Origin of the sequence: Kutzneria sp. NPDC051319, assembly GCF_040682195.1 — a bacterium.
Taxonomy (GTDB): Bacteria; Actinomycetota; Actinomycetes; order Mycobacteriales; family Pseudonocardiaceae; genus Kutzneria.
Window position 1 is genome coordinate 145,408 of record NZ_JBFBAM010000008.1, and the last position, 24,812, is coordinate 170,219.

At 70.3% G+C, this 24,812-nt stretch carries 26 protein-coding genes; 19 read left to right on the forward strand and 7 right to left on the reverse strand.

Going from position 1 to position 24,812, the window contains the following annotated elements; all coding sequences use genetic code 11:
- Positions 1 to 9: 9 nt before the first annotated feature.
- Positions 10 to 141 (reverse strand): hypothetical protein, encoded by a 132-nt coding sequence (locus AB0M73_RS10405; RefSeq protein ID WP_363889483.1) that lies wholly within the window; start codon positions 139 to 141, stop codon positions 10 to 12.
- Positions 142 to 337: 196 nt separating this feature from the next.
- On the opposite strand from AB0M73_RS10405, the gene msrA reads away from it, so the two are divergent.
- The 10 genes from msrA to AB0M73_RS10455 all read left to right on the forward strand — a co-directional run bounded on the left by msrA (position 338) and on the right by AB0M73_RS10455 (position 9,842).
- Complete coding sequence (msrA, locus tag AB0M73_RS10410) at positions 338 to 859, forward strand: peptide-methionine (S)-S-oxide reductase MsrA (protein ID WP_043727039.1); 522 nt, start codon at positions 338 to 340, stop codon at positions 857 to 859.
- A gap of 413 nt (positions 860 to 1,272) precedes the next feature.
- The gene (locus AB0M73_RS10415) at positions 1,273 to 1,989 is read left to right on the forward strand and encodes a tRNA-dependent cyclodipeptide synthase (RefSeq protein ID WP_363889485.1); all 717 of its coding nucleotides are present in this window, start codon (positions 1,273 to 1,275) and stop codon (positions 1,987 to 1,989) included.
- Positions 1,934 to 3,139 (forward strand): cytochrome P450, encoded by a 1,206-nt coding sequence (locus AB0M73_RS10420; RefSeq protein ID WP_363889488.1) that lies wholly within the window; start codon positions 1,934 to 1,936, stop codon positions 3,137 to 3,139. The genes AB0M73_RS10415 and AB0M73_RS10420 overlap by 56 nt, the downstream gene beginning before the upstream one ends.
- An 8-nt stretch (positions 3,140 to 3,147) precedes the next feature.
- Positions 3,148 to 3,879 carry a class I SAM-dependent methyltransferase gene (locus AB0M73_RS10425; RefSeq protein WP_363889490.1) on the forward strand — a complete coding sequence of 244 codons (732 nt, stop codon included), beginning with the start codon at positions 3,148 to 3,150 and terminating at the stop codon, positions 3,877 to 3,879.
- 66 nt (positions 3,880 to 3,945) lie between these two features.
- Positions 3,946 to 4,764 carry an SAM-dependent methyltransferase gene (locus tag AB0M73_RS10430; protein WP_363889492.1) on the forward strand — a complete coding sequence of 273 codons (819 nt, stop codon included), beginning with the start codon at positions 3,946 to 3,948 and terminating at the stop codon, positions 4,762 to 4,764.
- 13 nt (positions 4,765 to 4,777) lie between these two features.
- Positions 4,778 to 5,596, forward strand: a complete 819-nt coding sequence (locus AB0M73_RS10435; RefSeq protein ID WP_363889495.1) for a helix-turn-helix transcriptional regulator — start codon at positions 4,778 to 4,780, stop codon at positions 5,594 to 5,596.
- Between the two features lie 62 nt (positions 5,597 to 5,658).
- On the forward strand, positions 5,659 to 5,967 hold the full coding sequence (locus tag AB0M73_RS10440; RefSeq protein ID WP_363889497.1) for a hypothetical protein: 309 nt from the start codon (positions 5,659 to 5,661) through the stop codon (positions 5,965 to 5,967).
- 65 nt (positions 5,968 to 6,032) lie between these two features.
- Positions 6,033 to 8,048 (forward strand): acetate--CoA ligase family protein, encoded by a 2,016-nt coding sequence (locus tag AB0M73_RS10445; RefSeq protein WP_363889499.1) that lies wholly within the window; start codon positions 6,033 to 6,035, stop codon positions 8,046 to 8,048.
- Entirely contained in the window at positions 8,045 to 9,199 is a 1,155-nt protein-coding gene (locus AB0M73_RS10450) for an acyl-CoA dehydrogenase family protein (protein WP_363889500.1), read from the forward strand. Before AB0M73_RS10445 ends, AB0M73_RS10450 begins: the two co-directional genes overlap by 4 nt.
- A 52-nt stretch (positions 9,200 to 9,251) precedes the next feature.
- Positions 9,252 to 9,842 carry a TetR/AcrR family transcriptional regulator gene (locus AB0M73_RS10455; RefSeq protein ID WP_363889502.1) on the forward strand — a complete coding sequence of 197 codons (591 nt, stop codon included), beginning with the start codon at positions 9,252 to 9,254 and terminating at the stop codon, positions 9,840 to 9,842.
- Here AB0M73_RS10455 and AB0M73_RS10460 read toward each other — a convergent pair.
- Positions 9,839 to 10,567, reverse strand: coding sequence for a helix-turn-helix domain-containing protein (locus AB0M73_RS10460; protein WP_363889505.1), 729 nt, complete (start codon positions 10,565 to 10,567; stop codon positions 9,839 to 9,841). The genes AB0M73_RS10455 and AB0M73_RS10460 overlap by 4 nt on opposite strands.
- 64 nt (positions 10,568 to 10,631) lie before the next feature.
- On the opposite strand from AB0M73_RS10460, the gene AB0M73_RS10465 reads away from it, so the two are divergent.
- The gene (locus tag AB0M73_RS10465; RefSeq protein WP_363889507.1) at positions 10,632 to 11,201 is read left to right on the forward strand and encodes a TIGR03086 family metal-binding protein; all 570 of its coding nucleotides are present in this window, start codon (positions 10,632 to 10,634) and stop codon (positions 11,199 to 11,201) included.
- Here AB0M73_RS10465 and AB0M73_RS10470 read toward each other — a convergent pair.
- Entirely contained in the window at positions 11,194 to 11,748 is a 555-nt protein-coding gene (locus tag AB0M73_RS10470; RefSeq protein WP_363889509.1) for a TetR family transcriptional regulator, read from the reverse strand. The two genes, AB0M73_RS10465 and AB0M73_RS10470, sit on opposite strands and share 8 nt — an antisense overlap.
- 80 nt (positions 11,749 to 11,828) lie before the next feature.
- Here AB0M73_RS10470 and AB0M73_RS10475 point away from each other — a divergent pair, with 80 nt between their 5' ends.
- From AB0M73_RS10475 to AB0M73_RS10485, 3 genes are all read left to right on the forward strand, one after another.
- Complete coding sequence (locus AB0M73_RS10475) at positions 11,829 to 12,737, forward strand: alpha/beta hydrolase (RefSeq protein WP_363889512.1); 909 nt, start codon at positions 11,829 to 11,831, stop codon at positions 12,735 to 12,737.
- A gap of 81 nt (positions 12,738 to 12,818) precedes the next feature.
- Positions 12,819 to 13,814 carry a lysylphosphatidylglycerol synthase transmembrane domain-containing protein gene (locus AB0M73_RS10480; protein ID WP_363889515.1) on the forward strand — a complete coding sequence of 332 codons (996 nt, stop codon included), beginning with the start codon at positions 12,819 to 12,821 and terminating at the stop codon, positions 13,812 to 13,814.
- A gap of 60 nt (positions 13,815 to 13,874) precedes the next feature.
- Positions 13,875 to 15,365 carry a tachylectin-related carbohydrate-binding protein gene (locus AB0M73_RS10485; RefSeq protein WP_363889517.1) on the forward strand — a complete coding sequence of 497 codons (1,491 nt, stop codon included), beginning with the start codon at positions 13,875 to 13,877 and terminating at the stop codon, positions 15,363 to 15,365.
- 36 nt (positions 15,366 to 15,401) lie between these two features.
- Here AB0M73_RS10485 and AB0M73_RS10490 read toward each other — a convergent pair whose 3' ends face one another.
- Positions 15,402 to 16,121, reverse strand: a complete 720-nt coding sequence (locus AB0M73_RS10490; RefSeq protein WP_363889520.1) for an enoyl-CoA hydratase-related protein — start codon at positions 16,119 to 16,121, stop codon at positions 15,402 to 15,404.
- 324 nt (positions 16,122 to 16,445) lie between these two features.
- Here AB0M73_RS10490 and AB0M73_RS10495 point away from each other — a divergent pair, with 324 nt between their 5' ends.
- The gene (locus AB0M73_RS10495; RefSeq protein ID WP_363889523.1) at positions 16,446 to 17,546 is read left to right on the forward strand and encodes a DUF222 domain-containing protein; all 1,101 of its coding nucleotides are present in this window, start codon (positions 16,446 to 16,448) and stop codon (positions 17,544 to 17,546) included.
- A gap of 545 nt (positions 17,547 to 18,091) precedes the next feature.
- Entirely contained in the window at positions 18,092 to 18,874 is a 783-nt protein-coding gene (locus AB0M73_RS10500; protein ID WP_363889525.1) for an alpha/beta hydrolase, read from the forward strand.
- Here the strand turns inward: AB0M73_RS10500 and AB0M73_RS10505 are convergent.
- Positions 18,865 to 19,875: a cation diffusion facilitator family transporter gene (locus tag AB0M73_RS10505; protein WP_363889526.1), complete on the reverse strand. Its 1,011-nt coding sequence runs from the start codon at positions 19,873 to 19,875 to the stop codon at positions 18,865 to 18,867. The two genes, AB0M73_RS10500 and AB0M73_RS10505, sit on opposite strands and share 10 nt — an antisense overlap.
- Positions 19,876 to 19,930: 55 nt before the next feature.
- On the opposite strand from AB0M73_RS10505, the gene AB0M73_RS10510 reads away from it, so the two are divergent.
- The gene (locus AB0M73_RS10510; protein ID WP_363889738.1) at positions 19,931 to 20,272 is read left to right on the forward strand and encodes a metalloregulator ArsR/SmtB family transcription factor; all 342 of its coding nucleotides are present in this window, start codon (positions 19,931 to 19,933) and stop codon (positions 20,270 to 20,272) included.
- Here the strand turns inward: AB0M73_RS10510 and AB0M73_RS10515 are convergent.
- Positions 20,269 to 22,173 carry a KUP/HAK/KT family potassium transporter gene (locus tag AB0M73_RS10515; protein WP_363889529.1) on the reverse strand — a complete coding sequence of 635 codons (1,905 nt, stop codon included), beginning with the start codon at positions 22,171 to 22,173 and terminating at the stop codon, positions 20,269 to 20,271. The two genes, AB0M73_RS10510 and AB0M73_RS10515, sit on opposite strands and share 4 nt — an antisense overlap.
- Positions 22,174 to 22,289: 116 nt before the next feature.
- On the opposite strand from AB0M73_RS10515, the gene AB0M73_RS10520 reads away from it, so the two are divergent.
- The gene (locus tag AB0M73_RS10520) at positions 22,290 to 22,883 is read left to right on the forward strand and encodes a methyltransferase domain-containing protein (protein WP_363889531.1); all 594 of its coding nucleotides are present in this window, start codon (positions 22,290 to 22,292) and stop codon (positions 22,881 to 22,883) included.
- Here the strand turns inward: AB0M73_RS10520 and AB0M73_RS10525 are convergent.
- Complete coding sequence (locus AB0M73_RS10525) at positions 22,873 to 23,925, reverse strand: zinc-binding alcohol dehydrogenase family protein (protein ID WP_363889533.1); 1,053 nt, start codon at positions 23,923 to 23,925, stop codon at positions 22,873 to 22,875. The genes AB0M73_RS10520 and AB0M73_RS10525 overlap by 11 nt on opposite strands.
- Before the next feature lie 102 nt (positions 23,926 to 24,027).
- Between AB0M73_RS10525 and AB0M73_RS10530 the strand changes: the two genes are divergently transcribed.
- Entirely contained in the window at positions 24,028 to 24,798 is a 771-nt protein-coding gene (locus tag AB0M73_RS10530) for a helix-turn-helix transcriptional regulator (RefSeq protein ID WP_363889536.1), read from the forward strand.
- Positions 24,799 to 24,812: the final 14 nt, after the last annotated feature.

Genomic DNA, 24,812 nt, shown 5'->3' on the forward strand with positions numbered 1-24,812 from the left:
GCCCTCGTACTAGTCGGGCCGAGGCGTGCCGTCCCAGCCGGCGTGGGTCGGCGCGAGCACCGTGTCGCCGAAGCGGTCCACGACCGGCTGGACCGAGCGGCGTCCGGGGCCACCGTGCAGAGCGAGCAGTGTCTTGGTCATAAACCGATACTAACGAACATGTTCGTTCCGAACAAGTTCGTTGTGGGCTGGCGGCCCTTCTGACCGACTTCTTGGCCAACGCCGCCTGAGACCTCTTACGCACTGCTTACGCTGGACCGGACGCAGGTCACACCCGGGACCAAAACCGGCCGGGCCCGCGTTGTACGGGCCGGGGGGAAGGACCAGAGAGGGAGCGATGAGCAACACGACCGAGACCGCGGTGCTGGCCGGTGGCTGCTTCTGGGGCATGCAGGACCTGATCCGGCGGCAGCCCGGCGTGCTGTCCACCCGGGTCGGCTACTCCGGCGGCGACACGCCCAACGCCACCTACCGCAACCACGGCACCCACGCCGAGGCCGTGGAGATCGTCTTCGACCCGAGCGCGACCAGCTATCGGGACCTGCTGGAGTTCTTCTTCCAGGTGCACGACCCGAGCACGAAGAACCGGCAGGGCAACGACATCGGGCTGAGCTACCGGTCGGCGATCTACTACACCAGCGACGAGCAGAAGCGCGTCGCCGAGGACACCATCGCCGACGTCGACGCCTCGGGCCTGTGGCCGGGCAAGGTCGTCACCGAGGTCGAGCCGGCGGGCGACTTCTGGGAGGCCGAGCCGGAGCACCAGGACTACCTGCTGCGCTACCCGAACGGCTACACCTGCCACTTCGTGCGCCCGGGCTGGAAGCTGCCCCGGCGGGCCGAGTCCACGCAGAGTTGATCACCTGACGGTTGCCGCCCCGGTGTGGGGCGGCAGCTGCGTCGCGGCGCGGGTCTTCCGACCCGCGCCCTTTTTGCTGTTGATCGTCTGTGCACGGCGCAGAAGTCACCCGACAGTGGCGAGAATCCGGTGTATGACCAGGTGGCAGGCCCGCGCGGGAGGGCCGCAGACACACCGGGCGTCTCAGCGGGGCCGGGACGGGGGGTCGCCCACCCGAGGGACGGTTAACTCGGGCGAGTGATGGTCAAGTGCGGCGCGTGATTGCTCTTTCACACGAACTAGCTCTGTCCGCCACCGGTGAACCCGACCTAGACTTGTGCCGAAATTTGCAGATGTAGCTATGCAAATGCGCAGTTGTCCGTCTCGAACGATCCGTAGACACCATGTCGCACGGGCGAGGGAGGGGCTCCATCGTGTTCACTCTCGACTGGTTAGCAGAGACAGCCAGGCATCGCGACCACGTTCTGGTCGGACTGAGTCCGCAGAACGGACGATACAAGCCGGAATACATCCGGAACCTGATTTTCTGGCTGCAGCCCCGATTCAGATCCATCGACGTGGTCATTCCCGGATTCGAGGCGGCGTACACGCTGGTGGCGGCCGGCCACCCGCCGGCGCAGGCGGTGCACCGGGCCCGCCGGGCCTACCGCCAGCTGCGCAATCCGGCCGTGCGAGCCCTGGCCGACCTGGGCGTCCCCGATCCATCGCGACACGTGACGAGCTGGACCCGGCTGCACGCCGACGCCGCATACCGGGCTTCGCTGATCCGCTCACGCAAGGCATATCTGACTGATCCGCGCATTCGACGGGCCTGCCGTGAGATGACGGCCGAGGTGGTCGGCAACGCGGCGAACGGCCAACCGGTCACACAGTGCGATATCGACATCGCGGTTCGCTACGTCATTGCTGAAATTCCGCTGCTCACGGACGGCCCGGACGTCTTCGGCGCCGACAGGAGCGTTTTCGTGTACCACCGTGCCACTCCACTGGTGGCGGCGATCGCGGACAGCGGCTCCATTCTCACCGCGGCGCCCGGCCAGACGTGGGCGATCGTCAGCCAGGAGGAGGAAAATCGTGACGGATACGATCGAACCGGAACTCCCGCTGCAATACCCGTTTCCGCTCGGTGACACCGGCGCGCTCCCCCCGCTGACCGCCTGGGCCCAACGCGCCAAACCGGTCTGCCCGGTCCGGCTGCCCAGCGGCGTCACGGCCTGGATGCTGACGCGCAGAGACGACGTGGCCCAGATGCTGGCCGACAACCGGTTCAGCCGGAACCTGGCCGAGCCCGGCTCGCCCCGCATGGTCGGCGAGGACCTCACCTCGGTGCACGACGCGATCTTCAACCTCGACCCGCCCGCGCACGGTCGGGTGCGGCAGGTGCTCAGCGGCTGGTTCACCCGCCGCGCGGTGCAGCGCCACCGGCCGCTGTTCGCCCGCCACGCCCATCGGCTGCTGGATCAGCTGTCGACCGGCCCCAACCCGGCCGACCTGGTGGAGGCCTACTCGGCGCCGCTGCCGCTGGACGCCATGGGCGAGCTGATGGGCGTGCCGCCGGAGCTGGCGGCGGAGTGCCGGCAGGTCTACCCGATGAGCCTGGACCTGTCCTCGACGCCGGAGGCCGTGGAGAAGGAGACCGACGCCGCCAAGCAGTTCATCGCCCGGCTGATCGCCGCCCGCCGCGCGGATCCGGCGCCCGACACGCCCGTGCACACGCTGCTCGAAGCCCGCCGCGAGGGCGTGATCAGCGAGTCGGAGATGTTCGGCACGCTGTTCCTGATCTTCGTCACCTCGTTCGACCCGCTGGTGGCCCCGCTGACCACCGGCCCGATGATCCTCATGTTGCACCGCAGGCAACTCGCCGAGTGCGTGGCCGACCCCTCGTTGTGGCCCAAGGCGGTCGAGGAGGTGCTGCGCTACTTCCACAACGGCGGCCTGGGTTTCCCGCGCATCGCCCGCGAGGACGTGGAGCTGAGCGGCACCATGATCCGGCAGGGCGACGCCGTGGTGGTGCCGATGCAGGCGGTCACGTGGGACCCGCGGCACTACCGCAACCCCGAGCGGTTCAACATCCACCGGGCCACCGACGGCTCCGCCACGTTCGGCGCCGGGCCGCACTACTGCCTCGGCTCGCAGCTGGCCCGTGTCGTGCTCCAGGAGGCGTTTTCCGCGCTGTTCCAACGGTTTCCCACACTGGACCTGGCGGTCAGCGAACGTGAGCTGCCGTGGGACCCGAACCGCATGTTCACCCGCCCGATGCAGTTGCCGGTGACCTGGTGAGGAGTGCCGTGACCACAAGCCAGTTCGACGAGTTGGCCTACCTGTACGAGCGCAGCTTCGACGTGTGGCCGTACCGGCGGGACGTGGAGCAGCACTCGGTGCTGACGGCGCTGGGCGACGTGACCGGGTTGGCGGCGCTGGATCTCGGCTGCGGCGCCGGCTCGTACACCCGGCTGCTGGCCGAGCGCGGGGCGCGGCCGGTGGTCGGCATCGACGGCGCCGCCGGCATGATCGAGCACGCCTGGCGGCGCGAGGCCGAGGACCCGACCGGGGCGAGCTTCGTGCTGCAGGACGCGTCGGAGCCGATCGCCGGCGCGTTCGACGTCGTGCTCGCGGTGCACCTGCTGCCGTACGCGGACACCTACGACGCCCTGGCCGCGATGTGCGCCTCGGCCCGATCGGCGCTGGCCGGCCCGGGAAAGCGATTCGTGACGGTGACCATCAATCCCGGTTTCGCCCGCGAGCCGGGTTACTACCTGCGGTACGGATTCGACTTGATAGCCCCTTCGGCTGAACTTTCCGACGGCGATCCGATTCGGCTGCGCAGCGAGTTCCTCGGCGGCACGATCGACGTCACCCCGCACCACTGGTCGCGGGCGAGCCAGGAACAGGCCCTGCTCGGGGCCGGCTTCCGTCAGGTCACGTGGTGGGATCCGGTCTGCTCCCCTACCGCCGATGTGGTCCACTTCGGTGATTATCTGCGCCGACCGCCGACCCTCGTTGTCACCGCGACCGCATGAGGCTGTACTAGTGTTCCGCGGCGAATCAAGGGCGTCCGCCGAACGTGGAAGTGAAAACGGGAGGTCATGCTCGTGCACGAATCCGCGTGGATGCCGACGGGGCTGGATCCGGAAGTGCCCAGCGCCGCCCGGGTGTACGACTATTTCCTCGGCGGCTACCACAACCTGGCCATCGACCGGGAGTTCGCGCACCGGGCCCAGGAGACGATGCCGGACCTGCCACTGATCCTGCGCACCTCGCGCCGGTTCCTGCGGCGGGCCGTGCACTACCTGCTCGACCAGGGCATCACCCAGTTCCTCGACCTGGGCTCCGGCATTCCCACCGCCGGCAACGTGCACGAGATAGCGCAGGAGGTCGCCCCGCACGCGCGGGTCGTGTACGTGGACCGGGACTCCGTGGCCATCGCGCACTCGGCGCTGATGCTGGAGAAGAACGAGAACGCCGCCGCGCTGCGGGCCGACCTGCGGGTGCCGCGGGACGTGCTGCGCAGCGAGGTCGTGCTGAACATGCTCGACCTGTCCCAGCCGGTGGCGGTGCTGATGTCGGCGGTGCTGCACTTCGTCGAGGACGACGCCGAGGCGCAGACCATCGTGGCGGCCTATCGCAACGCCCTGGCCGCCGACAGCTACGTGGTGATCTCCCAGGGCACCCAGGACTCGGCCGGGGAGCAGGGCGAGCAGGTGATCCGCCTGTACGACGAGACCGACAGCCCCTTCACGGCCCGCGACCGCGACCAGTTCACGCGGCTGTTCAAGGGGCTGGAGCTGATCGAGCCCGGCGTGGTCTACGTGCCGCAGTGGCGGCCGGAGACGCCGGAGGACGTGGACGAGCACCCCGAGCGCAGCTGCGCCTACGGTGCCATCGGGCGCAAGCCGCTGTACTGAGTAGCATTTGCCCATGGTGAGCCGCGACAACCAACTGGGTGAGTTCCTGCGGGCCGGTCGCGCCCGGCTGGAGCCCTCGGAGGCGGGTCTGCCCGGCGACACGACCACGCGTCGGGTCGCCGGGCTGCGCCGCGAGGAGGTGGCGGTGCTGTCCGGGGTCAGCGCCGACTACTACACACGGTTGGAGCAAGGGCGGGAGCGGAATCCGTCCGCCCAGGTCGTGACGGCGTTGGCCCGGGCCCTGCAGTTGGGCCCGGACGCCCGTGATCACCTGCACCGGCTGGCCGGGCTGCACCCGGGCGTGCCGGGTGTGCCGCCGACAAGGGTGGATCCGTCGCTGGTGCAGCTGTTGGACGCCTTCCCGCGGGCGGCCGCCTACGTGCTGGGGCCGGCCTTCGACGTCCTGGCCGCCAACCGGGTCGCCGAGGCGCTGCTGTCGCCCTTCGGCGGCGAGCGGAACATGCCGCGGATCCTGTTCACGCACTCGGCGGCCCGGGCGGTGTTCGTCGAGTGGCCGCTGGTGGCCGGCGCCACCGTGCACGCCTTGCGGCTCAACGCCGGGCTCTTCCCGTCCGATCCGGGGATCTCCGCGCTGGTGGCCGAGCTGTCGGCCGGGTCGGCCGAGTTCCGTGAGCTGTGGGCCGACCACACCGTCGCCGGGCTCACGCGGGCGTACAAGGTCTTCGTCCATCCCCGGGTGGGGCGAGTGGAACTCACGTACCAGACCTTCGACGTGAAGGACGCGCCCGGGCAGCAGCTGCTGGTCGGCACGGCGGAGAGCCTGGCCGCCCAGGACGCCATCGACCAGCTGGCGGTCCCGGCGCACGCCTAGGTGCAGCGCACCCAGGAAGCCACGTCCTTCCTGGACGCCGTCGCCCGGTGAACGCTGTTCTCGTGGCAGAGATTCTCGAGGTGACGGTGCTCCGGCCGGCGGCCGGGCTGACGGCGGACGACTTCGTCGCGGCGAACGACGACATCAACGACTACCTGCGCCGGCAGCCGGGGTTTCGGTGGCGGCGGATCGCGGTCGCCGAGGACGGCACGGTGGTCGACATCGTGGCCTACGACAGCATGGCGCAGGCCGAGGCCGGCGCGGCCGGCATCACCGGGGAGATGGCCGGCTCCCCCGTGCACGACACCATCGACCACGGCTCGGTGCAGTGGCGCCTGACGAAGGTGACGCAGCACATCGACCGCGGTTGACATCCCCTGCCGGCCCCACGCACGATAACTGACTGGCGAGCCAGTTATCTCACTCTGGGGCGACGATGCGGCGACTGGGCGTGTTCCGTGATCCTGCGTCGGTGGCGGTGGTCGGCGCCTCGGACAACCGGTCCAAATGGGGCTACTGGCTGGCCTCCGGGGCGCTGACCGGCGCTCATCGTCGCCGGGTGGACCTGGTCAATCGGCGCGGCGGCGTGGTTTGCGGCCGGCCGTGCGCCACCAACCTCGCCGAGCTCGACGCCGTGCCGGAGCTGGTGGTGCTGTGCGTGCCGGCGGACCACGTGCCTGATGTCGTGGCCGAAGGGCTTTCCTTGGGGGTCAAGGGGTTCCTCGGCATCACGGCCGGCGTGGCCGACGAACCGAAGCTGGCGCAACGGATTCGGGCCGGCGGGGCGCGGCTGGTGGGCGCGAACAGCCTGGGCATCGTCGACACGGCAACGGATCTGCGCCTGGCGTGGGGCAGCTTCACCCCTGGCCCGCTGGCCATTGTGTCGCAGAGCGGGCAGGTCGGCTCGGAGCTGGCGCTGCTGGGCGCCCGGCAAGGGCTGGGGATCTCCCGGTTCGTCTCGCTCGGCAACGCCAGCGATGTCACGGCGACGGAGCTGCTGGCCGACCTCGCCGACCACGAGTCGACCCGGGTCGTGGCGGTGTATCTGGAGAACTTCGCCAACGGCATGGCGCTGGTCGAGGCGCTGCGGGCGATCGACAAGCCGAAGCTGCTGCTGACCGTCGGCGGCAGCGCCGCGAGCACCCGCCTGGCCCGCTCCCACACCGGGTCCCTGACCTCGCCGCTGGACGTGGTGGACGCCGCCTGCCGGGCCGCCGGAGTCGCGCGGGTGCGCACGCCGGCCGAGCTGATCGACGTCGCCCGGGCCGTGCTGGCCACAAGACCGCCACGCGGCAACCGGGTGGCGATCATCGGCGACAGCGGCGGCCAGTGCGGGATCGCGGCAGATGTGGCTCATGCCCACGACCTGCATGTTCCCCAGTTCTCCCAGGATATCGGCGTCGACCTGCCGGCCCAGGCCGCGCAGCACAATCCCGTGGACCTGGCCGGGGCGGGCGAACAGGATCTGGCCAACTACGCCCTGGTCACCGAGGCGGTGCTGCGGTCCGAGGACGTGGACGCGGCCGTGCTCACCGGCTACTTCGGACGGTACGGGCTGGACATCCCGGTCATCGCCGACCGGGAAATCGCCGTGGCGCAACGGATCGGCGAGATCGCGGCGACCACCGGCAAGCCGGTGCTGGTGCACTCCATGGGCCCGAACAGCGCCACCGCCCACGCCCTGTGGGCCGCCGGCGTGCCGACGTACGACCGCATCGAGCCGGCCGTCACCGCCCTGACCGGCCTGGCCGCCCTCGGCCGCCCCGCCGAGCTGCCGCTCCCCTACCAGGCCCGGCCGATCGGCGTCCTGCCCGACGGCTACTGGGAGACACGCCAGGTCCTCGTCGACGTCGGCTTTCCCCGCGGCCTGGTCGTCCGCCGCCGTGAGGACCTCGACCACGCCCGCCGGCTGACCTCCCCGTACGTGCTCAAGGCGGGGTGGTTGGAGCACAAGAGCGAAGCCGGCGGCGTCCGCACGGGACTGTCGACCCTGGAGCGGCTGGCCGAGGCCTTCGACGAGATGGCGGCCCGGCTCGGCCCCGGCGAGTACGTCGTCGAGGAGCAGGACACCCGCCCGGACACCGTGGAGATCCTGGTCGGGGCCCGCCGCGACCCCGACTTCGGCCCGCTGGTCGTGGTCGGCGCCGGCGGCACGGAGACCGAGCTGCACCACGACATCGCCACCGAGCTGGCTCCGGTTTCTCCGGCGACGGCACGGGAAATGCTGGGTCGGCTGCGCTGTGCGAAGCTACTGCACGGCTGGCGCGGCCGACCGCCGGTCGACCTCGACGGGCTCGCCGACCTGGTGCACCGGGTGTCGCTGCTGGTCGCGGCCTCGCCGCTGGTCGGCGAGCTGGAGCTGAACCCCGTCCGGGTCGGGCCGGACGGGCCGGTCGCCGTGGACGCGCTGATCATCGGGACCAGACCGCACAAGGAGGCACGCCGCGCATGACCATCCACTTCCCGGCCTGGCCGCTCACCGACGAGCAACGGCAGATCGTCCAGCTGTGCCACGACTTCGCGGCCAAGGAGATCCGGCCGCGGGCGCGTGAGGTGGACGAGGCGGACGTGGTGACCCCGGTCGACCTGTTCGCCCGGGCGGCCGAGGTCGGCATCACCAACTTCATGCTGCCCGAGCAGTACGGGGGCGGCGGCTTCACCGACGTGTTCACCCAGTGCCTGGTCCAGGAGGAGCTGTGCTGGGGCGACCCGGGCATCGGCAATCTGCTGTGCTCCAACGGTTTTTTCGCCGACCCGATCCTCGTGCTGGGCACCGATGCGCAGAAGGAGACGTGGCTGCGGCCCCTGACCGGCCCGGACTCCCCGATGACGGCGCTGGCCACCACCGAGCCCAACGCCGGCTCCGACGCGGCGGCGATGATCACCACGGCCCGGCGGGTCGAGGGCGGCTACGAGCTGACCGGCCAGAAGGCGTGGATCTCCAACGCCGGCGCGGCCCGCTACTACGTGGTGTTCGCCAAGACCGACCGCAGCAAGCGATCCTCCGGAGTGACGGCGTTCCTGCTCGAACGGGACGCGCCGGGGCTGCGGTTCGGCGAGCCGATGCGCAAGATGGGCCAGCGGGCCATCGTGTGCCGGGAAGTCTTCTTCGACAACGTCTTCGTGCCGGCACGTGACCGGCTGGGCGACGAGGGGCGCGGCTTTCACGGCCTGATGGGCACTTTCGACATCTCGCGGGTGATACTCGGCTCCGCCGCGGTCGGGGCCGCCCGGGCGGCGTACGAGTTCGCGCTGGACTATGCCCGTAACCGCAAGCAGTTCGGGGTGTCGATCATCGAGCACCAGGCCGTGGCCTTCCGGCTGGCCGACATGGCCACCCGGATCGAGTCGGCCCGGCTGCTGGTGCACCACGCGGCCCGGCAGATCGACGCCGGCCAGCGGGTCACCGGCCTGGCCGCGATGGCCAAGCTGACCGCCTCGGAGACGGCCATGTTCGTCACCTGGGCGGCCGTGCAGACGCTGGGCGGCTGGGGCTACTCGCGGGAGTTCCCGGTGGAGCAGTGGATGCGGGACGTGAAGCTGGAGGAGATCGAGGAGGGCACGTCGGACATCATGCGCCTGGTGATCTCCCGCCATCTCTGACCGGCGGGCCAGTTATCTATACTCGCGGTCACACCCATCGGAAGGAGTGACCGTGCCGCGTCCGAGCGTCGAGGCCGAGCGCAGGGCGCAGATCCTGGGCGCCACCTGCGAGGTCATCGCCGAGTCCGGCATACAGGAGCTGCGGCTGACCGACGTCGCGACGCGAGCGGGCGTCAGTTCCGGCACGATCCACTACTACTTCGACAGCAAGCAGGCCCTGCTGCACGCCGCCTTCGAGCACAACTACCGGCACTCGCTGGAGCGCCGGGCGGCCGTGCTGGCCGCCGGCGGCGATCCGCTGGAGCTGCTGACCCGCCTCGTCGAGTCGTACGCGCCGCTGGACGCGGAGAGCGTCTCGGCGTGGCGAGTGTGGGCCGAGCTGTGGGTGCACGGGCTGCGCGCGCCGGAGTTGCAGGAGCTCAACGAGAACATCTACGGCGACTGGCGGCGCACCGTGGTCGGCCTGCTGCGTGACGCCCAGGACCAGGGGCTGATCGGCGAAGGGGATCCCGTGCTGATGGCCAACACCGTGGTCGGGATGATCGACGGGCTGGCCATCCAGGTGCTGCTCGGGTCGCACAACATGACCGTGGACCGCATGCGCGCCACCTGCCGGGCCTACCTGAGCGGGCTGGCGGTCTAGTACCGCTGCGCGTAGTGCGTCGGGGACTCCCCGAACATCTTGGTGAAGTCCCGGACGAAGTGGGCCTGGTCGGCGTAGCCGAGCTCGGCCGCCAGCCCGGCCCAGTCGATCGTCGCGCCCTTGGCCAGCCGCTCGGTCACCTCGTGCAGGCGATAGCGCCGGATCACCCACTTCGGGTTGATGCCCACGTATTCGGCGAACAGCCGCTGCAACTGCCGCACGGGCCGGCCGAGCTCGTCGACGCGGGTGATCTCCGGCTTGGCGGCGATCGTGGCGACGAGGTCCGCCGCCTCTTCCGCCCGCGGATCGGGCTCCGGCCGGTGCCGGCGCAGCATCGCCTCGACGGCTTCGACCGTCGGCTCGGTGGGAATGCCGTCGAAGATCTCGGCCGCTGGCAGCTGGTGGTCGGTGATCGTGGCGACCGGCCGTCCCAGGAACGGGCGGAAGCCGCCGGGCCGGAAGGCCACACCGACAACGGTGCGATCTCCCTCCAGCACACGGGTTCCGTGCTTGCTGCCGACCCCGGTGACCACCGCTGTGCCGTCGTCGGCGACGGTCAGGTTGACGCGGGGATAGGGCACGATCTTCTGGCGGTACGGCTGCGCGTACGACCAGCTGACGAGCCAGTAGTGGTCGACGAAGGCGGCCAGATCCGGCGACGGCTGCGGGAAGTCGTGCCGCTGGAACCGGCGCCACGCGCCGCCCAACTCCCGTTCGTCCCTCACCGACCCGATTCTAGTGTCGCGTTTGTTCAATACAGGGCCGCCGGCTTTGGCTTGACTGCCGTCCATGCTGATCGAACGGGCCGCCGCGCCACTGCTCGCCCTCATCCCCGCGCTGGAGCCACACCTGGACGCCCAGACGCCCTGTACCGACTACACGGTCCGCGGGCTGATCAATCACCTGTTGTTCTGGGCGCCGTCGCTCGCCGGCGGCGCGACCAAGGAGGCCATCGCGCCGCCGGCCGCGTCGGAGGCGGACCTCGACCTCACCGGTGGCGACTGCCTGGCCAGCCTGACGGCGGCGGTCACCACGGTTGTGAAGGCCTGGAGCGACCCGGCGGCCTGGCAGGGTGTGACGCACATGGGCAGTCCGATGGAGCTGCCGGCGGAGCTGGTGGGCTCCATGATCGCCGGCGAGTTCGTGGTGCACGGCTGGGACCTCGCCCGCGCCGCCGGCCGGGATCTGGACGTGGACCCGGACATCGAGGCGGAGGTGGAGTCCGGGCTGGCCCAGAACGCCGAGCTGGGCCGGCAGATGGGGATTTTCGGGCCGGAGGTCGCGGTGCCGGACCACGCCCCGGCGATGCACCGGATCCTCGGCCTGACCGGCCGCGATCCACAGTGGACTGTCAGCTGACGAAGTCCCGCACCGCCGCGAAGCCTTCGCGCATCGCCTCGGCCAGCGGCACCGGCCGGTCGGCCTCGATCCACCGGTGGAAGGCCATCCGGCCGGTCGCGATGGCCACCTCGGCCACCAGGCAGGCCTCGGCGACGCCTCGTTCCCGTAGCGCCGAGGCCAGGGCCGAGGTCCAGGCGGCGAACTTGGCCAGCTCCCGTTCCCGCAGCTCGGCGTTCTGCTCGATGATCCGCTCGCGGCGGAGCAGCCGGTCCCGGCGGGCGTGGGCCGACTCCGACAGCGCCGCGAAGCCCACCAGCACGGCCTCCATGGGCGAGGCCTCCGGCGGCGCGGCGCGGACCCCGTCGGCGATGGTCTCGGCCAGCTGGGTCTCGTCGCCGAACAGGACCTCCTTCTTGTCGGCGAAGTGCCGGAAGAAGGTCCGCTCGGTGAGCCCGGCGCGCGCGGCCACCTCGGCCGCCGTCACCTCGGCGAAGCCCCGCTCGCCGTAGAGCTCCAGCGCCGCGTCCTGAAGCCGGCGGCGTCCGTCCGGCTGCCAACGAGCCATGGATCACACCCTACCCGTGATGACAGCACCTGACATCACGACCTACTCTGATGACAGTCGCTGACATCAGGGAGGTAGCCATGATCAGGCCCGACGTGCAGGCGTTGCTGGACCAGATCCCGCCGGAGAGCGGCACGCCGACGGCGGAGGCCGTCCGCGAGTCCATGCGCATGCTGGCCACGGTGGTCGACCTGCCGGAGCCGCCGCTGGCCACGGCCCGCATGCTGGAGACGGCCCCGCTGCCGACGCTGTTGCTGGACCGCCGCGAGCACCGCGGCGCCGGCCCGGTGCTGCTGTGGTTCCACGGCGGCGGCTTCGTCTTCGGCGGCATCGACACGCACCGGTCGCTCGCGGCGGACATGGCCCAGCGCCTGGACCTGCCGGTGCTGCTCGTCGACTACCGCCTCGCGCCGGAGGCGCCGTATCCGGCGGCCGTCGACGACGCCGAGGACGTCGCCCGCTGGCTGGCCACGAGCCCGTCCGAACTGGACCGCGAGGTCACCGGCCTGGTCCTCGGCGGAGACAGCGCCGGCGGCACCCTGACCATCGTCACGGCAATGGCGCTGCGCGACCGGCCGGCGGAGGTCCCGGTGGTGGCCCAGATGCTGATGTGGCCGGCCACGGATCTGGTGGGCAAGTACCCGTCGCAGCGGGAGTTCGCCAACGGCTACCTGCTCACCGACGAGAGCCGGGCCTTCTACCAGGACGCCTACCAGCCGGTGATCACCGATGTCCGGGCGTCGCCGATGCAGGGCGTCTTCACCGACCTGCCGCCCGCCGTCGTGCTGACCGCAGGCCTCGACCCGCTGCGTGACGAGGGCCGCGCCTACGCCGCCGCGTTGATCACCGCCGGCGTGCCGACCTCGTACTTCGAGGCGATCGGCAACATCCACGCGCTCGGCCTGCTGCGCAAGGCGATCCCCTCGTCGGTGACCGACATCGCCCAGGCCCTGAACGCGCTGAAAGCGCAGATCGGCGGTCTGGCCTGAGAGACGCCGACCACATCGCCGCCATGTCGGAAATTCGATCCCAGACGAGGCGGTTGACCTTGATGGACAAGGGAGGCGGCGATGGCGGCTATCGGGTGGGCCGAGGAACACAAGCCGTTCCCATGGCGCGCGATCCTGCACTGGGCGGTCGTCGGAGCCGCCCTCGGCTGGGTCGTCTGGCGCATCCCGGACATGGTTTCCCAGTTCACGGCCACGGGTTTGCACCTGGACACCGTGCACTGGGGTTGGCTGCTGGTGGCGGCGCTGAGCGGCGCGGGCGCGCTCGCGGTGTACGGCGAACTGCACCGGCAGCTGTTGGTCGTGGGCGGTGCCGAGCTGCCGGCCGGCACCGTCCAGGGCATCAACTTCGCGCAGAACGCCGTCTCGACGACCGTGCCGGTGGTCGGCGGGGCCGGGTCGTTGGGCTACGGCATCACACAGCTGCGTAAGCGGGGCGTGGCCGGGCCCGTGGCCGCCTGGTCGGTGCTGATGGCCGGCTTGGTCGCCACCGTGACGCTGATCGTCATCGGGGCGCTGGCGCTGGCCGTCACCGGTCAGTTGCCGGCGCTCGTGGCCGTGCCGATCGCTTTGGTCATCGGCTTCGGCACCTTCGGCGCGTGGCAGCTGCTCTCCCACCCTGCACTGCTGCGACGCCTCGCTCCTGGCCGTTGGGCCGCCAAGGCCGACGCCTTGTCGGACAACGTGGCGTCGCTGCGCCCCAGCGGCCGCCGTTGGTTGGCGCTGGTCGGCGTGGCCGTGCTGAGCTGGGTTCTCGACTTCGTGACGCTGGTGGCCAGTGTGCTCAGCGTCGACGTCGAGGTGCCGTGGGCCGCGCTGGTCGTCGGTTTCCTCGTCGTGCAGGGCAGCATCGCGTTGCAGATCCTCCCCGGCGGCGCCGGTCTGGCCGAGACCGGCCTGCTGGGCGTGCTGCTCGGCGCCGGCATCGCCGCCGCCCCGGCCGGCGTGATCGTCCTGTTCTACCGGGCCATCACATGGCTGGGCCTGGCCGTGGCGGGGTGGGTCGTCTACGCGGTCATGCCGCGGCTGCGCACCGCCCGCCTTGAGCCCGCCTTCTAGGTGAGCCAGGTCACACTCATATCCGGGACATATGGTGTGATACCGACAGATACTTCGCCCGTGCCGAGAAGATTATCCGTCGTCGCCGCAGTCGCCGCGGCCATGGTGACCGTGACCATCGCGCCCGCGCTCGCCGTCTCCGGCGGCGCCGGCAGCTATGGCTTCGCCGCCAAGCTCACCGCCGACGGCCGTGCGTGCAGCGGCGCGCTCGTCGCCCCGGCCTGGGTGATCACCGCGGCCAGCTGCTTCCCCGAGAACGCCGACGGCGGTTCGCCGGTCAAGGACACCACCGTCGTGGTCGGGCGATCGGATCTGTCCACAACGAACGGTGTCGTCGCCCACGTGTCGACGCTGGTGCCCGACGCCGGCCACACCGTGATGCTGGCCAAGCTGGACAAGGCCGCCACCGGCATCGCCCCGGTGACGCTGACCAGCGCCGCGCCTGTCGCCGGCACCACGGTTCGGCTCGCCGGCTTCGGCCGCACCGCCACCGAGTGGCTGCCGAACCTGTTGCACACCAACACGTTCACCGTCGGCACGGTCGACGCCGCGCAGTTGGTGTTGCAGAGCCCCGACTCCGACGCGTGCAAGGGCGACGCCGGCGCGCCGGCCTTCCAGGAGGTCGACGGCAAGTCCGTGCTGGTCGGCGTGACGACTTCCTCTTTGCAGCACGGATGCATGGGCGTCGAGCAGCCGCAGCAGGGCACCACCGAGGTCCGCGCCGACACGCTGGCGGCGTGGATCGGGCAGCAGACCGCGCCGCAGCAGATCTCGTGCACGCCGGCCACGGTGTGGTCGCAGCGCGATGACGGCCTGCTGTGGAAGTACGTGCACAACGGCCCCGGCGACGGCTCGATCAGCTGGGTCACGCCGACCGCCTCCGTCGGCAGCGGCTGGCTCGGGCACCTGCTCGCCGGGCCCGACGGCGTGGTGTACGACATCCACAAGAACACCGGCACTGCCGATCCCAACCCGGACGGCACCCTCAAGCGCTGGGTGTGGACCGGCACCAAGTGGACCGGCGGCGGCAAGGTCGGCAGCAGCTGGCAGCGTTACTTCACCCCCGAGTACGTCAACCGCATCACCGTCGACTCGCAGGGCCGGATCTTCGCCATCGACACCACCGGCGCGCTGCGCACGTACGCCTGGAACAACACCACCGGCACCTTCGACAACCCTGGCGGCGAGGTGCTCGGCACCGGCTGGGCCCAGTACAACTCGATCACCGCCGCCGGCGACGGCGTGCTGTACGCCCGCAACCCCGCCGGCAACCTCTACCGGTACCAGTACTCCGCCGCCACCAAGACCTGGCTGCAGCGGGCCGAGCTGGTCGGCAGCGGCTGGCAGAAGTTCAGCGAGATCTTCTCGCCGGGCGGGGACGTGCTGTACGGCCGGTTCTTCCCGACCACGGCCAACGCCAAGCTGCTGTGGTTCCGGCGGGACGATCGGACCGACACGTGGATCGAGGCCACCGGCAAGGTCGTCGGCTCCGGCTGGAACACGCAGCTGCACGTGGCCGCCGATCCTTCGGCCTGCGCTCCGTCGAACTGATGTTTCGCTGACCGGCGGCCCTCTTCGTGCCGTCGGTCAGCGGCGCATCGCCTGGATCCGGGCCTTGGTGTCCGGGTCGTCGAGCAGCTCGCCGAACACCTGCGACTCCCGCACCATCTGGTCGTGCGCGTGGATCGTGTCGTGCACCAGTTTCCGGGTCTGCTCCAGCGACCTCTCCGGCTTGGCCAGCAGCGCCGCCACCCGGTCCTTGAGCCGGGCTTCGAGGGCTTCGGCGTCGTCGAGGACTTCGTTCACCAGCCCCAGTTCTTGCGCCTTCCCGGCCGGCACGCGGTCGCCGAACAGCAGCAGTTCGGCGGCCCGGTGGCGGCCGATTCGCTGCGTCAGCAGCAGGCTGCTGCCGAACTCCGGCACCAGGCCGATGTTGACGAAGGGGAACTGGAGGTAGCTGCGCTCCGTCGCGTAGACGAGGTCGCAGTGCAGCAGGACCGTCGCCCCGATGCCGACCGCCGGGCCGTCGACCGCCGCGACCAGGACCGCCTTCGTGTCCAGGACCGCCTCCTGGAACTCCCGCACGGCGTCGTTCGCCTTGAAATCGTCGAGGAAATCACCCAGGTCGTTGCCCGCGCTGAACGCCCCGCCCGCGCCGGCGAGCACCACCACCCTGGCCGCTTCGGCCTGCCGGAGCACCGTCCCCAGCTCGCGGTACATCGCCGTGGTCAGCGCGTTGCGCTTGGCCGGACGGTTGATCGTGACCGTCAGCGTCTGCACGTCCACCGCCGTGGTGATCTCGTCCATGGCCAGCACAGTACCATTTTGAAACCTAGCCGGTCTGCCATCTGCCCCGTCACACCTTCGAAGCCTTCCCAGCTACGTCTGCCGCTCCCACACCGAGACGACCGCCCCGCTCCGGCGTCGTCTCCATCCTCCCCGAGGGCCTGCGCCGCCACTTCGAGCGTCAGCAGCTCATTCGAGGCCACCCCAGACCGTTGTCACACAAGACCTTCTACGCTCTCTCGCCTCGCTCTACGACCAGCCCTAGCCACTACTTCCGTTACACCCCAACGCTTTTCACCCATTAGTGATTCGAGTCGATCTTCGCGTGCGCGTAAACTCGCAGTTATGAACCCCGAAGTCGCTCGCATGATCGAATGCGAACGAGAGATCCGCCGCCTGCAAGCCGAGCAACTCCGCCTCATCGCCACCCTCGACGTCGACGAATGGACCGCCCACGACATCGGCCCCGCCCTGCAACTGTCTCCGTCCAACGCCTCCGACCGTGTCAAGTGGGCCCGCACCCTGCATGACGTGCACCCCACCGTCTTAGACGCCCTGCACGCCGGTGTCATCTCCGAGCGCTCCGCCCACGCCCTGGTCGACCCCACCGAGTACTACCCACCCGAACTAGCCCACCGCGCCATCGCCAAAACCCTCGAAACGGCAGCAGGCCGCTCCCCGCAGCAACTCCGCCGTTCCTGCCAGGCCCGGTTGCAGCGCGCCGACCCCGCCATCCACCTGCAACGCCGCGACGCCGCCCGCCGCAGCCGTAAAGTCGTCCTGTTCGACGCCCAAGACGGCCTCGGCATCGTCTCCTGCTCCCAACCCATCGAGATCGCCCACGCCATCTACGCCAAGATCGACCGCCTCGCCGCCCACGAACCGAAAAACGGCCGCAACCTCGACGAGATCCGCGCCGACGTCATGGCCGGTCTCATCCTCGAAGACCCCAAGACCGCCGGCCTCAAGCCCCTGATCCAGGTCACCGTCCCCCTCACCGCCCTGCTCGGCGTCGACGAACGCCCCGGCACACTCGCCACCGGCCAACTCATCCCCGCCCCGGTCGTCCGGGAGTTGATGTCCCACCCCGGCACCCTGTTCCACCGCCTGCTCACGGATCCGGCCGGGCACCTCGTGGAGTACACCCCGAAGCTCTACCGCCCCAAGGTCGGCGTCGACCGCTTCCTCCGCGCCCGCCACCAAACCTGCGTCATGCCCTGCTGCTCACACCCGTCGCGGAGCTGCGACATCGACCACGCCACCCCCTGGCCGGTGGGTGAGTCCACCGGCACCAACATGGCCCCCTTGGACCGGCGGCACCACCGCTACAAGCACGCCACCAACGCCGACGTCAGCATCGCCAAGGACGGCACCACGACGGTGACAACCCGGTGGGGTCTGACCTACGTGACCAAGCCCGAACCGCTGGACGAGCCCCCGTTCTAAAGGCAGGCTGGGGACTGTCCGCTGACCGGCCAACCACCGCCGGAAGCATCAACGCCGGAGGGGCCGCTGCCGCGACCACGACGGCAAGCTCTGGTGTTGACGGATTTCTGTGCCGTCGCGGCCTTGCCACCCGAACCCGTGGTCCCGCCAGCCGCACCTCACGTCCAGCGCTTGCGACCGCCGGTCCACTCACGTCACACCGTTGGTCACCTTGCCGCGCGCCATCACCCGCCTCCACCTGCTGCACCCCTTGCCGCCCTCACCCCGCCACCCGCACCACAAACCACCCCCACACCGCCACTTCTCCACTCCATGCCCGCCAACCACGGATGCTTTTCTCCTTCCGCGCCCTCCCAAGCCTTCTGTAAACCCACGCACCCCCCGCCACCCGGCCTCACCCGCGCACCCACCCACCTCGCGCCCCCGCCGACACCCCAGTCGCATGCCGGAAAACCGCCCCCTTCCTCAAGACCTGCTCAAGCCACGGAACCCCACCGCGCCCATCCCCGTTCCACAACCACGGACACCACAGCCAGGGGGCCGGCATGCACGGAGAGCGACTCAACAACGGACTGACGGCGATCGCCGTGGGGGACGGGGCGGCGCTGGTCACGCTGCCGGGGCTGGGCAACGGGGCGGATCTGGCGGTGAAGGTGCCGAGGATGGTGGCGCTGTCGGCGAAGACGCTGGCGAAGGGGTTTCGCAGGCGGGTGCATCACATCCAGAGGCCGACGGCGATGCCCCGAGGAACGACGATCGAGGAGCTGGCGGGGTGGCACGCGGAGGCGCTGAGGGAGAGGTTTGACGGCCCCGTGGACGTGATGGGGACGTCGGCGGGAGGGATCACGGCGCTGCAACTGGCGATGGATCACCCGGACGTGGTGCGAAGGCTGGTCCTGTGCACAGCGGCGAGCAAGCCGAGTGAAGAAGGCAAGAGGGTGCTGCTGCGGCTGATGAGGGATGAGCGGCGAGGGAAGAACGACCCCTGGACGGCGAGTGGGCTGATCACCCGGGGACCCCTACGGCTCCTGACCACAGCGGTGTACGCGGTGGCATCGCTGACGAACGGCAAGAGGGCGCCGGGCGAAGCGGAGATGGTGGAAGCGGCGCAGGGATGGGACGTCACGGAAAGGCTGGGCGACGTCCGGGCGCCGACGCTGGTCATCGCGGGAACACGGGATGCGCTGGTGCCGGTCGAGTATGCCCGGGCGACGGCGGAAGGGATCCCGAACGCGAGGCTGCTGCTGATCGAGGGCGGGGATCACCTGACGACGATGTTCAACGGGCGGGTGTCGCCGACGATCCGAGGGTTCCTGGACTACCGGTGATGGGCCAAGGCCTGGTGGGCCTCGGCGGCGCTGGTGGCGGGTTCGGTGTGCACGGTGGCGGCGGCGAGCCGGGGCACGGCATGCACCAGGCGGTGCTCGACGTCATGGGCGATGCGGTGAGCCTGCTCGACGGTGAGCGCGGCGTCGACGGTGACGGCGAGCTCGGCGCGAAGGGTGTGGCCGATCCAACGCATGCGAACCTGGCCGGCGGCAAGGACATCGGGGACGGCGGAGGCGGTTCGTTCCACCAGGTCGACCACGACCGGGTCGACGGCGTCCATGAGGCGGCGGAACACCTCGCGGGCGGCGTCACGGAGCACGAACAAGATCGCGACGGTGATGCCGAGGCCGATAATCGGGTCGGCCACAGGAAAACCGAGGGCCACGCCGCCGGCGCCGAGCACGACGGCCAGTGAGGTGAAGCCGTCGGTACGTGCATGCAGGCCATCGGCGACCAGCGCGGCGGAGCCGATGCGACGGCCGACGACGATGCGGTAGCGGGCGACGATCTCGTTGCCCAGGAAGCCGATCACGCCCGCGGCCGCGACAACCCACAGGTGATTCACGGGCTGTGGGTGGAGAAGGCGGTCGACGGCCTCCCAACCGGCGATCACGGCGGAACCGGCGATGATCAGCACCACGGCCACACCGGCCAAGTCCTCGGCGCGGCCGAGACCATAAGTGTAGCGGCGGGTGGCCGCGCGGCGCCCCAACAGGAAAGCGACCCCGAGCGGCACCGCGGTCAACGCGTCGGCGAAGTTATGGATGGTGTCGCCGAGCAGCGCGACGGAACCGCTGACCAACACCACCGCCAACTGCGCGACCGCCGTCACGAACAGGACCGCGAACGACCAGCCCAAGGTCCGCATCCCCTGCCGACTCGCCTCCAGCGCCGTGTCCACCCGGTCGGCACTGTCATGGCTGTGCGGCTTGAGCACGTGCCGAAGCCGGCCCCAGCGAGAGTGCCGGTGGCCGTGCCCATGTCCGTGGTGAGGCGTCACGTTGCCAGAATGACCTGCTCAAGGGCATTATGCAACCATGTGCGCGCACAAGAACATGGCAACTGCCAGTGGTTCGCACCAGCAAGTGGACGGCGAGCGGCTCACCATCGCCGCCGATGTGCTGCGCCACCTCGCCGATCCCACCCGCCTGCACCTGCTGCACCTGATCCGCGACGGCGAGCAGGACGTGTCCACCCTCACGACGCAGGTCGCGGCCTCCCGGTCATCGGTCTCCCAACACCTGGGCCGGCTCCGCCTGGCCGGCCTCGTCCAGGCACGCCGCGACGGCCGCCGGATGCTCTACCGCATCACCAGCGACCACCTGGCGGCCCTGGTCGACGAGGCCCTGGGCTTCGCCGACCACTCGGTGCGGGGCATCCCCCACCACCACGGCTAGAGATCGACGCGCGTGCCCATGATGACGGTGCGCTCGACCGGCAACCGGAAATACACCGCCGGACTGGCGGCATTGTGCGCGAGACCGACAAAAAGCAGCTTCTGCCAGCGAGGCAGGCCCTTTTCCTTCTCGCGGCCGACCTCGATGCTCACCCGCGACAGGTAGTAGAAGGCGGCATCGGGATCGATCTCCAGCTCCGAGGTGAGCATGAAGGCGTCGCGAAGGGCCGAAGGAATGTCCTGGTCGTCCTGGAAACCGAAGCGAACCGTCAGATGGACGATGCCGTCATCGGTGCGATGCAGGGAATCGACGTTCAGGCGCTCGTTCCGCGGCACGTGGGGGACGTTTTCCGGGATCACCGTCACAATGACGACGTGCTCGTGGACCACGCCGTTGAACTCGAAGTTGGCCCGCAACGCCAGCGGCACGGTCTCCTTGGACGGATGCGGGAAGACGGCGATGCCGGGCACTCGGACGCCCTCGCCGGCGCGGATCTCGTCGACGAATTCGGCCATGGAGCCCTCGATCTCGGCCCGCCGGGCGGTGACGACACGGCGACCACGCTGCCAGGTCAGCATCACGGCGACGACCAGGGCGCCGAGCAGCAGCGGGAGCCAACCGCCGTGCACGATCTTGGTCAGGTTCCCGGCGAGGAACACCAGCTCCAGGCCGCCAAAGACGACACCGACCAGGGCGAGCTGCCACCACTTCCAGTGCCAGGCGGCGCCGGCCAGCACGAGGAACAGGGAGGTCGTCAGCAGCAGCGTGCCGGTGACGGCAAGGCCGTAGGCCGTGGCCAGCGACTGGGAGGAACCGAAGGTCACGGTCAGGATGATGACGCCGGCCAACAGGATCCAGTTGATGCCGGGCACGTAGATCTGGCCGCTTTCCTCCTTGGACGTGTGCCGCACGGTCAGAATCGGCAGCAACCCGAGCTGAACGGCCTGCCGGGCCATGGAGAAGGCCCCGGAGATCACCGACTGCGAAGCGATGACCGTGGCGACGGTGGCCAGCACCACCAGCGGGATCTGCGCCCACCCCGGCGCCAGGATGAAGAACGGGTTCGACACGGCCTCGGGCCGGCTGAGAATCAACGCGCCCTGGCCGAGGTAATTCAGCGTGAGCGCGGGGAACACCACGAAGAACCAGGCCCGGCTGATCGCCGGACGGCCGAAATGGCCCATGTCGGCGTAGAGCGCCTCGGCGCCGGTGATGGCCAGCACGACCGCACCCATGGCGACGAAGGCCAACACCGGGCGGTCGAGGAAAAAGGCGATGGCCGACGTCGGCGAGAGGGCCAGCAGAATGCCGGGCTTGGCCACCACCCACGGCAGCCCGAGCAGGCCGATCACCACGAACCACAGCAGCATGATCGGCCCGAAGAACCGCCCCACCCGGTGCGTGCCGAGGCGCTGCGCCAGGAACAGCAGCACCAGGATGGTCACGCCGACCGGCAGGATGATCTCCTTGATCTCCGGCGACACGACCTCGATGCCCTCGATCGCCGACAGCACGGAGATGGCCGGCGTGATCACGCTGTCGCCGAAGAACAACGCGGCGCCGATCACACCGAACAGCACCGCCGTCGACACCATCTTGGTCCGGCCGGGCACGCTGCGGCGGATCAGCGCGGCCAGCGCCATGATGCCGCCCTCGCCGTCGTTGCCGGCGCGCATCACGAACACGACGTACTTGATCGACACGATCAGCAGCACGGCCCAGAAGACCAGGGAGATGACGCCGTACACGTCCAGGGCCACCGGGCGGATCGCGCCGCCGTCGATGGCGAACACGGTCTGGAGCGAATAGAGCGGGCTGGTGCCGATGTCGCCGAACACGACGCCGAGCGCGCCGACCGCGAGCGCCGCCATGCCGGTGCGCTGGTGTCCTTCGTTACTCACGGGCCCAGTCTGCCCGGCCCGAGTGGATCACGCCCCCAACGACACACACGACTATTTCGCGGCCGACACGCTGGCCTGGAGGTGCGCCGAGGCGGCGTCCGTGGTGCCCTTGAGGTATGACGTTGCTCATGCGTGCCCTGGACGCCGCGTTCGGTCACCCGCGCGGCGTCGCCGGCCGGCTGGGTGGCTCGATCATGGCCCTGGGCAACCGTGAGCAGGAACGCGCGGCCATCGCCGACGCGGAGCTGAGCTCCGGCGAGATCGCCCTGGTCGTCGGCCACGGGCCGGGGGTGGGCGTGGCGTTGGCGGTGACGGCGGTGTCGCCCGGCGGCCACGTGATCGGGGTGGATCCGTCCGCGGTCATGCGGACGATGGCCGCCGAGCGCTGCGCCGGCGCGATCGAGACCGGGGATGTCGAGCTGCGGGCCGGCTCCGCGGAGAACACCGGCTGCGCCGACGGGTCCGTGGATGCGGCGATCTCCGTCAACAACGTGATGCTGTGGAACCGATGCGCAGGGTTCGCCGAGCTGCACCGGGTGTTGCAGGCCGGCGGGCGGCTGGTCGTCACCGTTCACCGGCACGTCCTGGGCGTCGAGCCGGCGACGCTGCGGGACGAGGCCGAGGCGGCCGGGTTCGTGGACGTCCAGCTGACGCTGAGGGAGCGGCGCGGCAACAGCCCGGCGGTGAAGCTGATCGCCTTCAGGGCGTGATCACGGTCGCCGTGAACCGACCACTGGTGGCGGCGTGCTTCACGGCATCGGCGATGTCGTCGAGTGCGAACTCCGTGACGTCGAACTGATTGAGGTCGAACAGACCGGAGCGGACCAGCTCGACGAAGCGCCGATTGGCCCAGCGCGGGAACATCCACTGACCCCGCACGGTGATCCCGTTGCGCATCAGCCATCGGTACGGCAGCGACAGGTCGTCCTGCACGCCACCCATCAGCACCACGCGGCCGTACTCCCGCACGGTCATCGCCGCCGCTCGCACGGGCTCGCTCCCGGCCGTCGGCGGCAGCAGATCGAGCACGACGTCGATCGGCCCCGGGGCGGCGGCGAGCATCTCCTCCGTACTGCCGTGCCGGACCGTCCTCACGCGGCTGCCGAAGCGGTTCTCCAGCTCTGCCAACATCTTCTCGTCACGGCCGGGCGCCACCACGCAGCCGGCGCCCATGGCCAGCGCCACGGCGACGGCGGCGCTGCCGAAGTTGCCGGTGGCGCCGCTGATCAGCACCGTCTCCCCCGCCGCCAACTCGGCCGCCAGCAGTCCCCCGTAGGGCACCAGGCCCACGGTCGTGGCCGCGACCCAGCGGCCCGCGTCGGCCGGGTCGATCGGGCCCAGCGGGGTCACGTTCTCCGTGGGGACAAGGAGTTGCTCGGCGAAGGACCCGTTGCCGCAGTGGTCCTGAAGGCGCAGGCCGCCGTCGCCACGGGCGCTCCAACCCTGCAACATGATGTCCGGCGTCACAGCGTCGTCGCGGGCGCGGAGCGTCGGGTCGCACAGGACCCAGTCCCCCGGCTTGAGCCGCGTGGCGTCGGGGCCGACGGCCCGAACCTGGCCGACCGCGCCGATGCCGAGCGTGATCGGCAGCGTGAGCAGCTGCCCGCGGTCGCCGGCGATCACCTCGTCGGTGTACGGCAGCACCGGCGCGGCTTTGACCTCCACCAGCACTTCCCCCTTGCCGGGCAAGGGATCGGGCACGGTTCGCACGGTGAGCGGGGCGCCGAACTGGGTGAGCACTGCGGCCTTCATCGGTGATGTCCTCCGGGTCGTTCGTCCTGGCACGACCCATCGTGCGACGATCCGGCCGGCGGATCCAGACCTGGTATTATCCTAGGATTGAGGAGGCCCACCATGTCGACCGGACTCGGCGAGTTCCTGCGCTCCCGCCGCGAACGCCTGACGCCCGAGGCCGTCGGCCTGCCCTTGGGTCGCCGCCGACGCACGCCGGGGCTGCGTCGGGAGGAGATCGCCGAGCTCGCCGGCATCGGGGTCGACTGGTACATCCGCCTGGAGCAGGGCCGGGCCGTCCGCCCCTCCGTCGCCACGATCGACGCGCTGGCCGCCGCGCTGCGGCTGGACGACACCGAGCGGGCGCACCTCGCCGCGCTGGCCCACCAGACCGCGCGGCCGCCGTTCGTCCGCGAAACCGTGCCGCCGGCGGTGAAACGGCTCATCGAGGGCCTCGACCGGCCCGCATACGCCACGGGCCGCCGCTGGGACGTCCTGGCCTGGAACGACGCCGCGTGCGAGCTGTTCACCGACTTCGGCGCGTGCGCCGCCGAGGACCGCAACATCCTCGTCTACCTGCTGCTCGATCCGGCCACGCGCCGCCTGTTCGGCCGGGGCTGGGCGGTCATGGCCCGCCGCACCGTCGCCCAGTTCCGTGCCGCCCACGACGTCTTCGCCGGCGACCCCGCCTTCACCGGCCTGGCCGCCCGCCTCGCCGCCCACTCCCCCGAGTTCACCGCCTGGTGGGAGGACCACGACATCTCCGTCGGCCGCGGCTCCGGCCAGAAGACGCTGCACCACCCGACCCGCGGCGTCGTGACCTACGACTTCGCCAACTTCCAGGCCAATGACGACGATGCCGTCCGCCTCACCCTCTTCGCGCCGACGGGGTGAGGCGGCACCGGCCA

Bases quoted from the DNA above. Each gene is read 5' to 3' on its own strand.
- AB0M73_RS10405 (WP_363889483.1), bottom strand. From the start codon at position 141: ATGACCAAGACACTGCTCGCTCTGCACGGTGGCCCCGGACGCCGCTCG.
- AB0M73_RS10445 (WP_363889499.1), top strand. From the start codon at position 6,033: ATGCGGCGACTGGGCGTGTTCCGTGATCCTGCGTCGGTGGCGGTGGTC.
- AB0M73_RS10430 (WP_363889492.1), top strand. From the start codon at position 3,946: ATGCTCGTGCACGAATCCGCGTGGATGCCGACGGGGCTGGATCCGGAA.
- AB0M73_RS10465 (WP_363889507.1), top strand. From the start codon at position 10,632: ATGCTGATCGAACGGGCCGCCGCGCCACTGCTCGCCCTCATCCCCGCG.
- msrA (WP_043727039.1), top strand. From the start codon at position 338: ATGAGCAACACGACCGAGACCGCGGTGCTGGCCGGTGGCTGCTTCTGG.
- AB0M73_RS10525 (WP_363889533.1), bottom strand. From the start codon at position 23,925: ATGAAGGCCGCAGTGCTCACCCAGTTCGGCGCCCCGCTCACCGTGCGA.
- AB0M73_RS10490 (WP_363889520.1), bottom strand. From the start codon at position 16,121: ATGGACGAGATCACCACGGCGGTGGACGTGCAGACGCTGACGGTCACG.
- AB0M73_RS10520 (WP_363889531.1), top strand. From the start codon at position 22,290: ATGACGTTGCTCATGCGTGCCCTGGACGCCGCGTTCGGTCACCCGCGC.
- AB0M73_RS10500 (WP_363889525.1), top strand. From the start codon at position 18,092: ATGCACGGAGAGCGACTCAACAACGGACTGACGGCGATCGCCGTGGGG.
- AB0M73_RS10480 (WP_363889515.1), top strand. From the start codon at position 12,819: ATGGCGGCTATCGGGTGGGCCGAGGAACACAAGCCGTTCCCATGGCGC.
- AB0M73_RS10470 (WP_363889509.1), bottom strand. From the start codon at position 11,748: ATGGCTCGTTGGCAGCCGGACGGACGCCGCCGGCTTCAGGACGCGGCG.
- AB0M73_RS10475 (WP_363889512.1), top strand. From the start codon at position 11,829: ATGATCAGGCCCGACGTGCAGGCGTTGCTGGACCAGATCCCGCCGGAG.
- AB0M73_RS10450 (WP_363889500.1), top strand. From the start codon at position 8,045: ATGACCATCCACTTCCCGGCCTGGCCGCTCACCGACGAGCAACGGCAG.
- AB0M73_RS10495 (WP_363889523.1), top strand. From the start codon at position 16,446: ATGAACCCCGAAGTCGCTCGCATGATCGAATGCGAACGAGAGATCCGC.
- AB0M73_RS10530 (WP_363889536.1), top strand. From the start codon at position 24,028: ATGTCGACCGGACTCGGCGAGTTCCTGCGCTCCCGCCGCGAACGCCTG.
- AB0M73_RS10510 (WP_363889738.1), top strand. From the start codon at position 19,931: ATGGCAACTGCCAGTGGTTCGCACCAGCAAGTGGACGGCGAGCGGCTC.
- AB0M73_RS10435 (WP_363889495.1), top strand. From the start codon at position 4,778: ATGGTGAGCCGCGACAACCAACTGGGTGAGTTCCTGCGGGCCGGTCGC.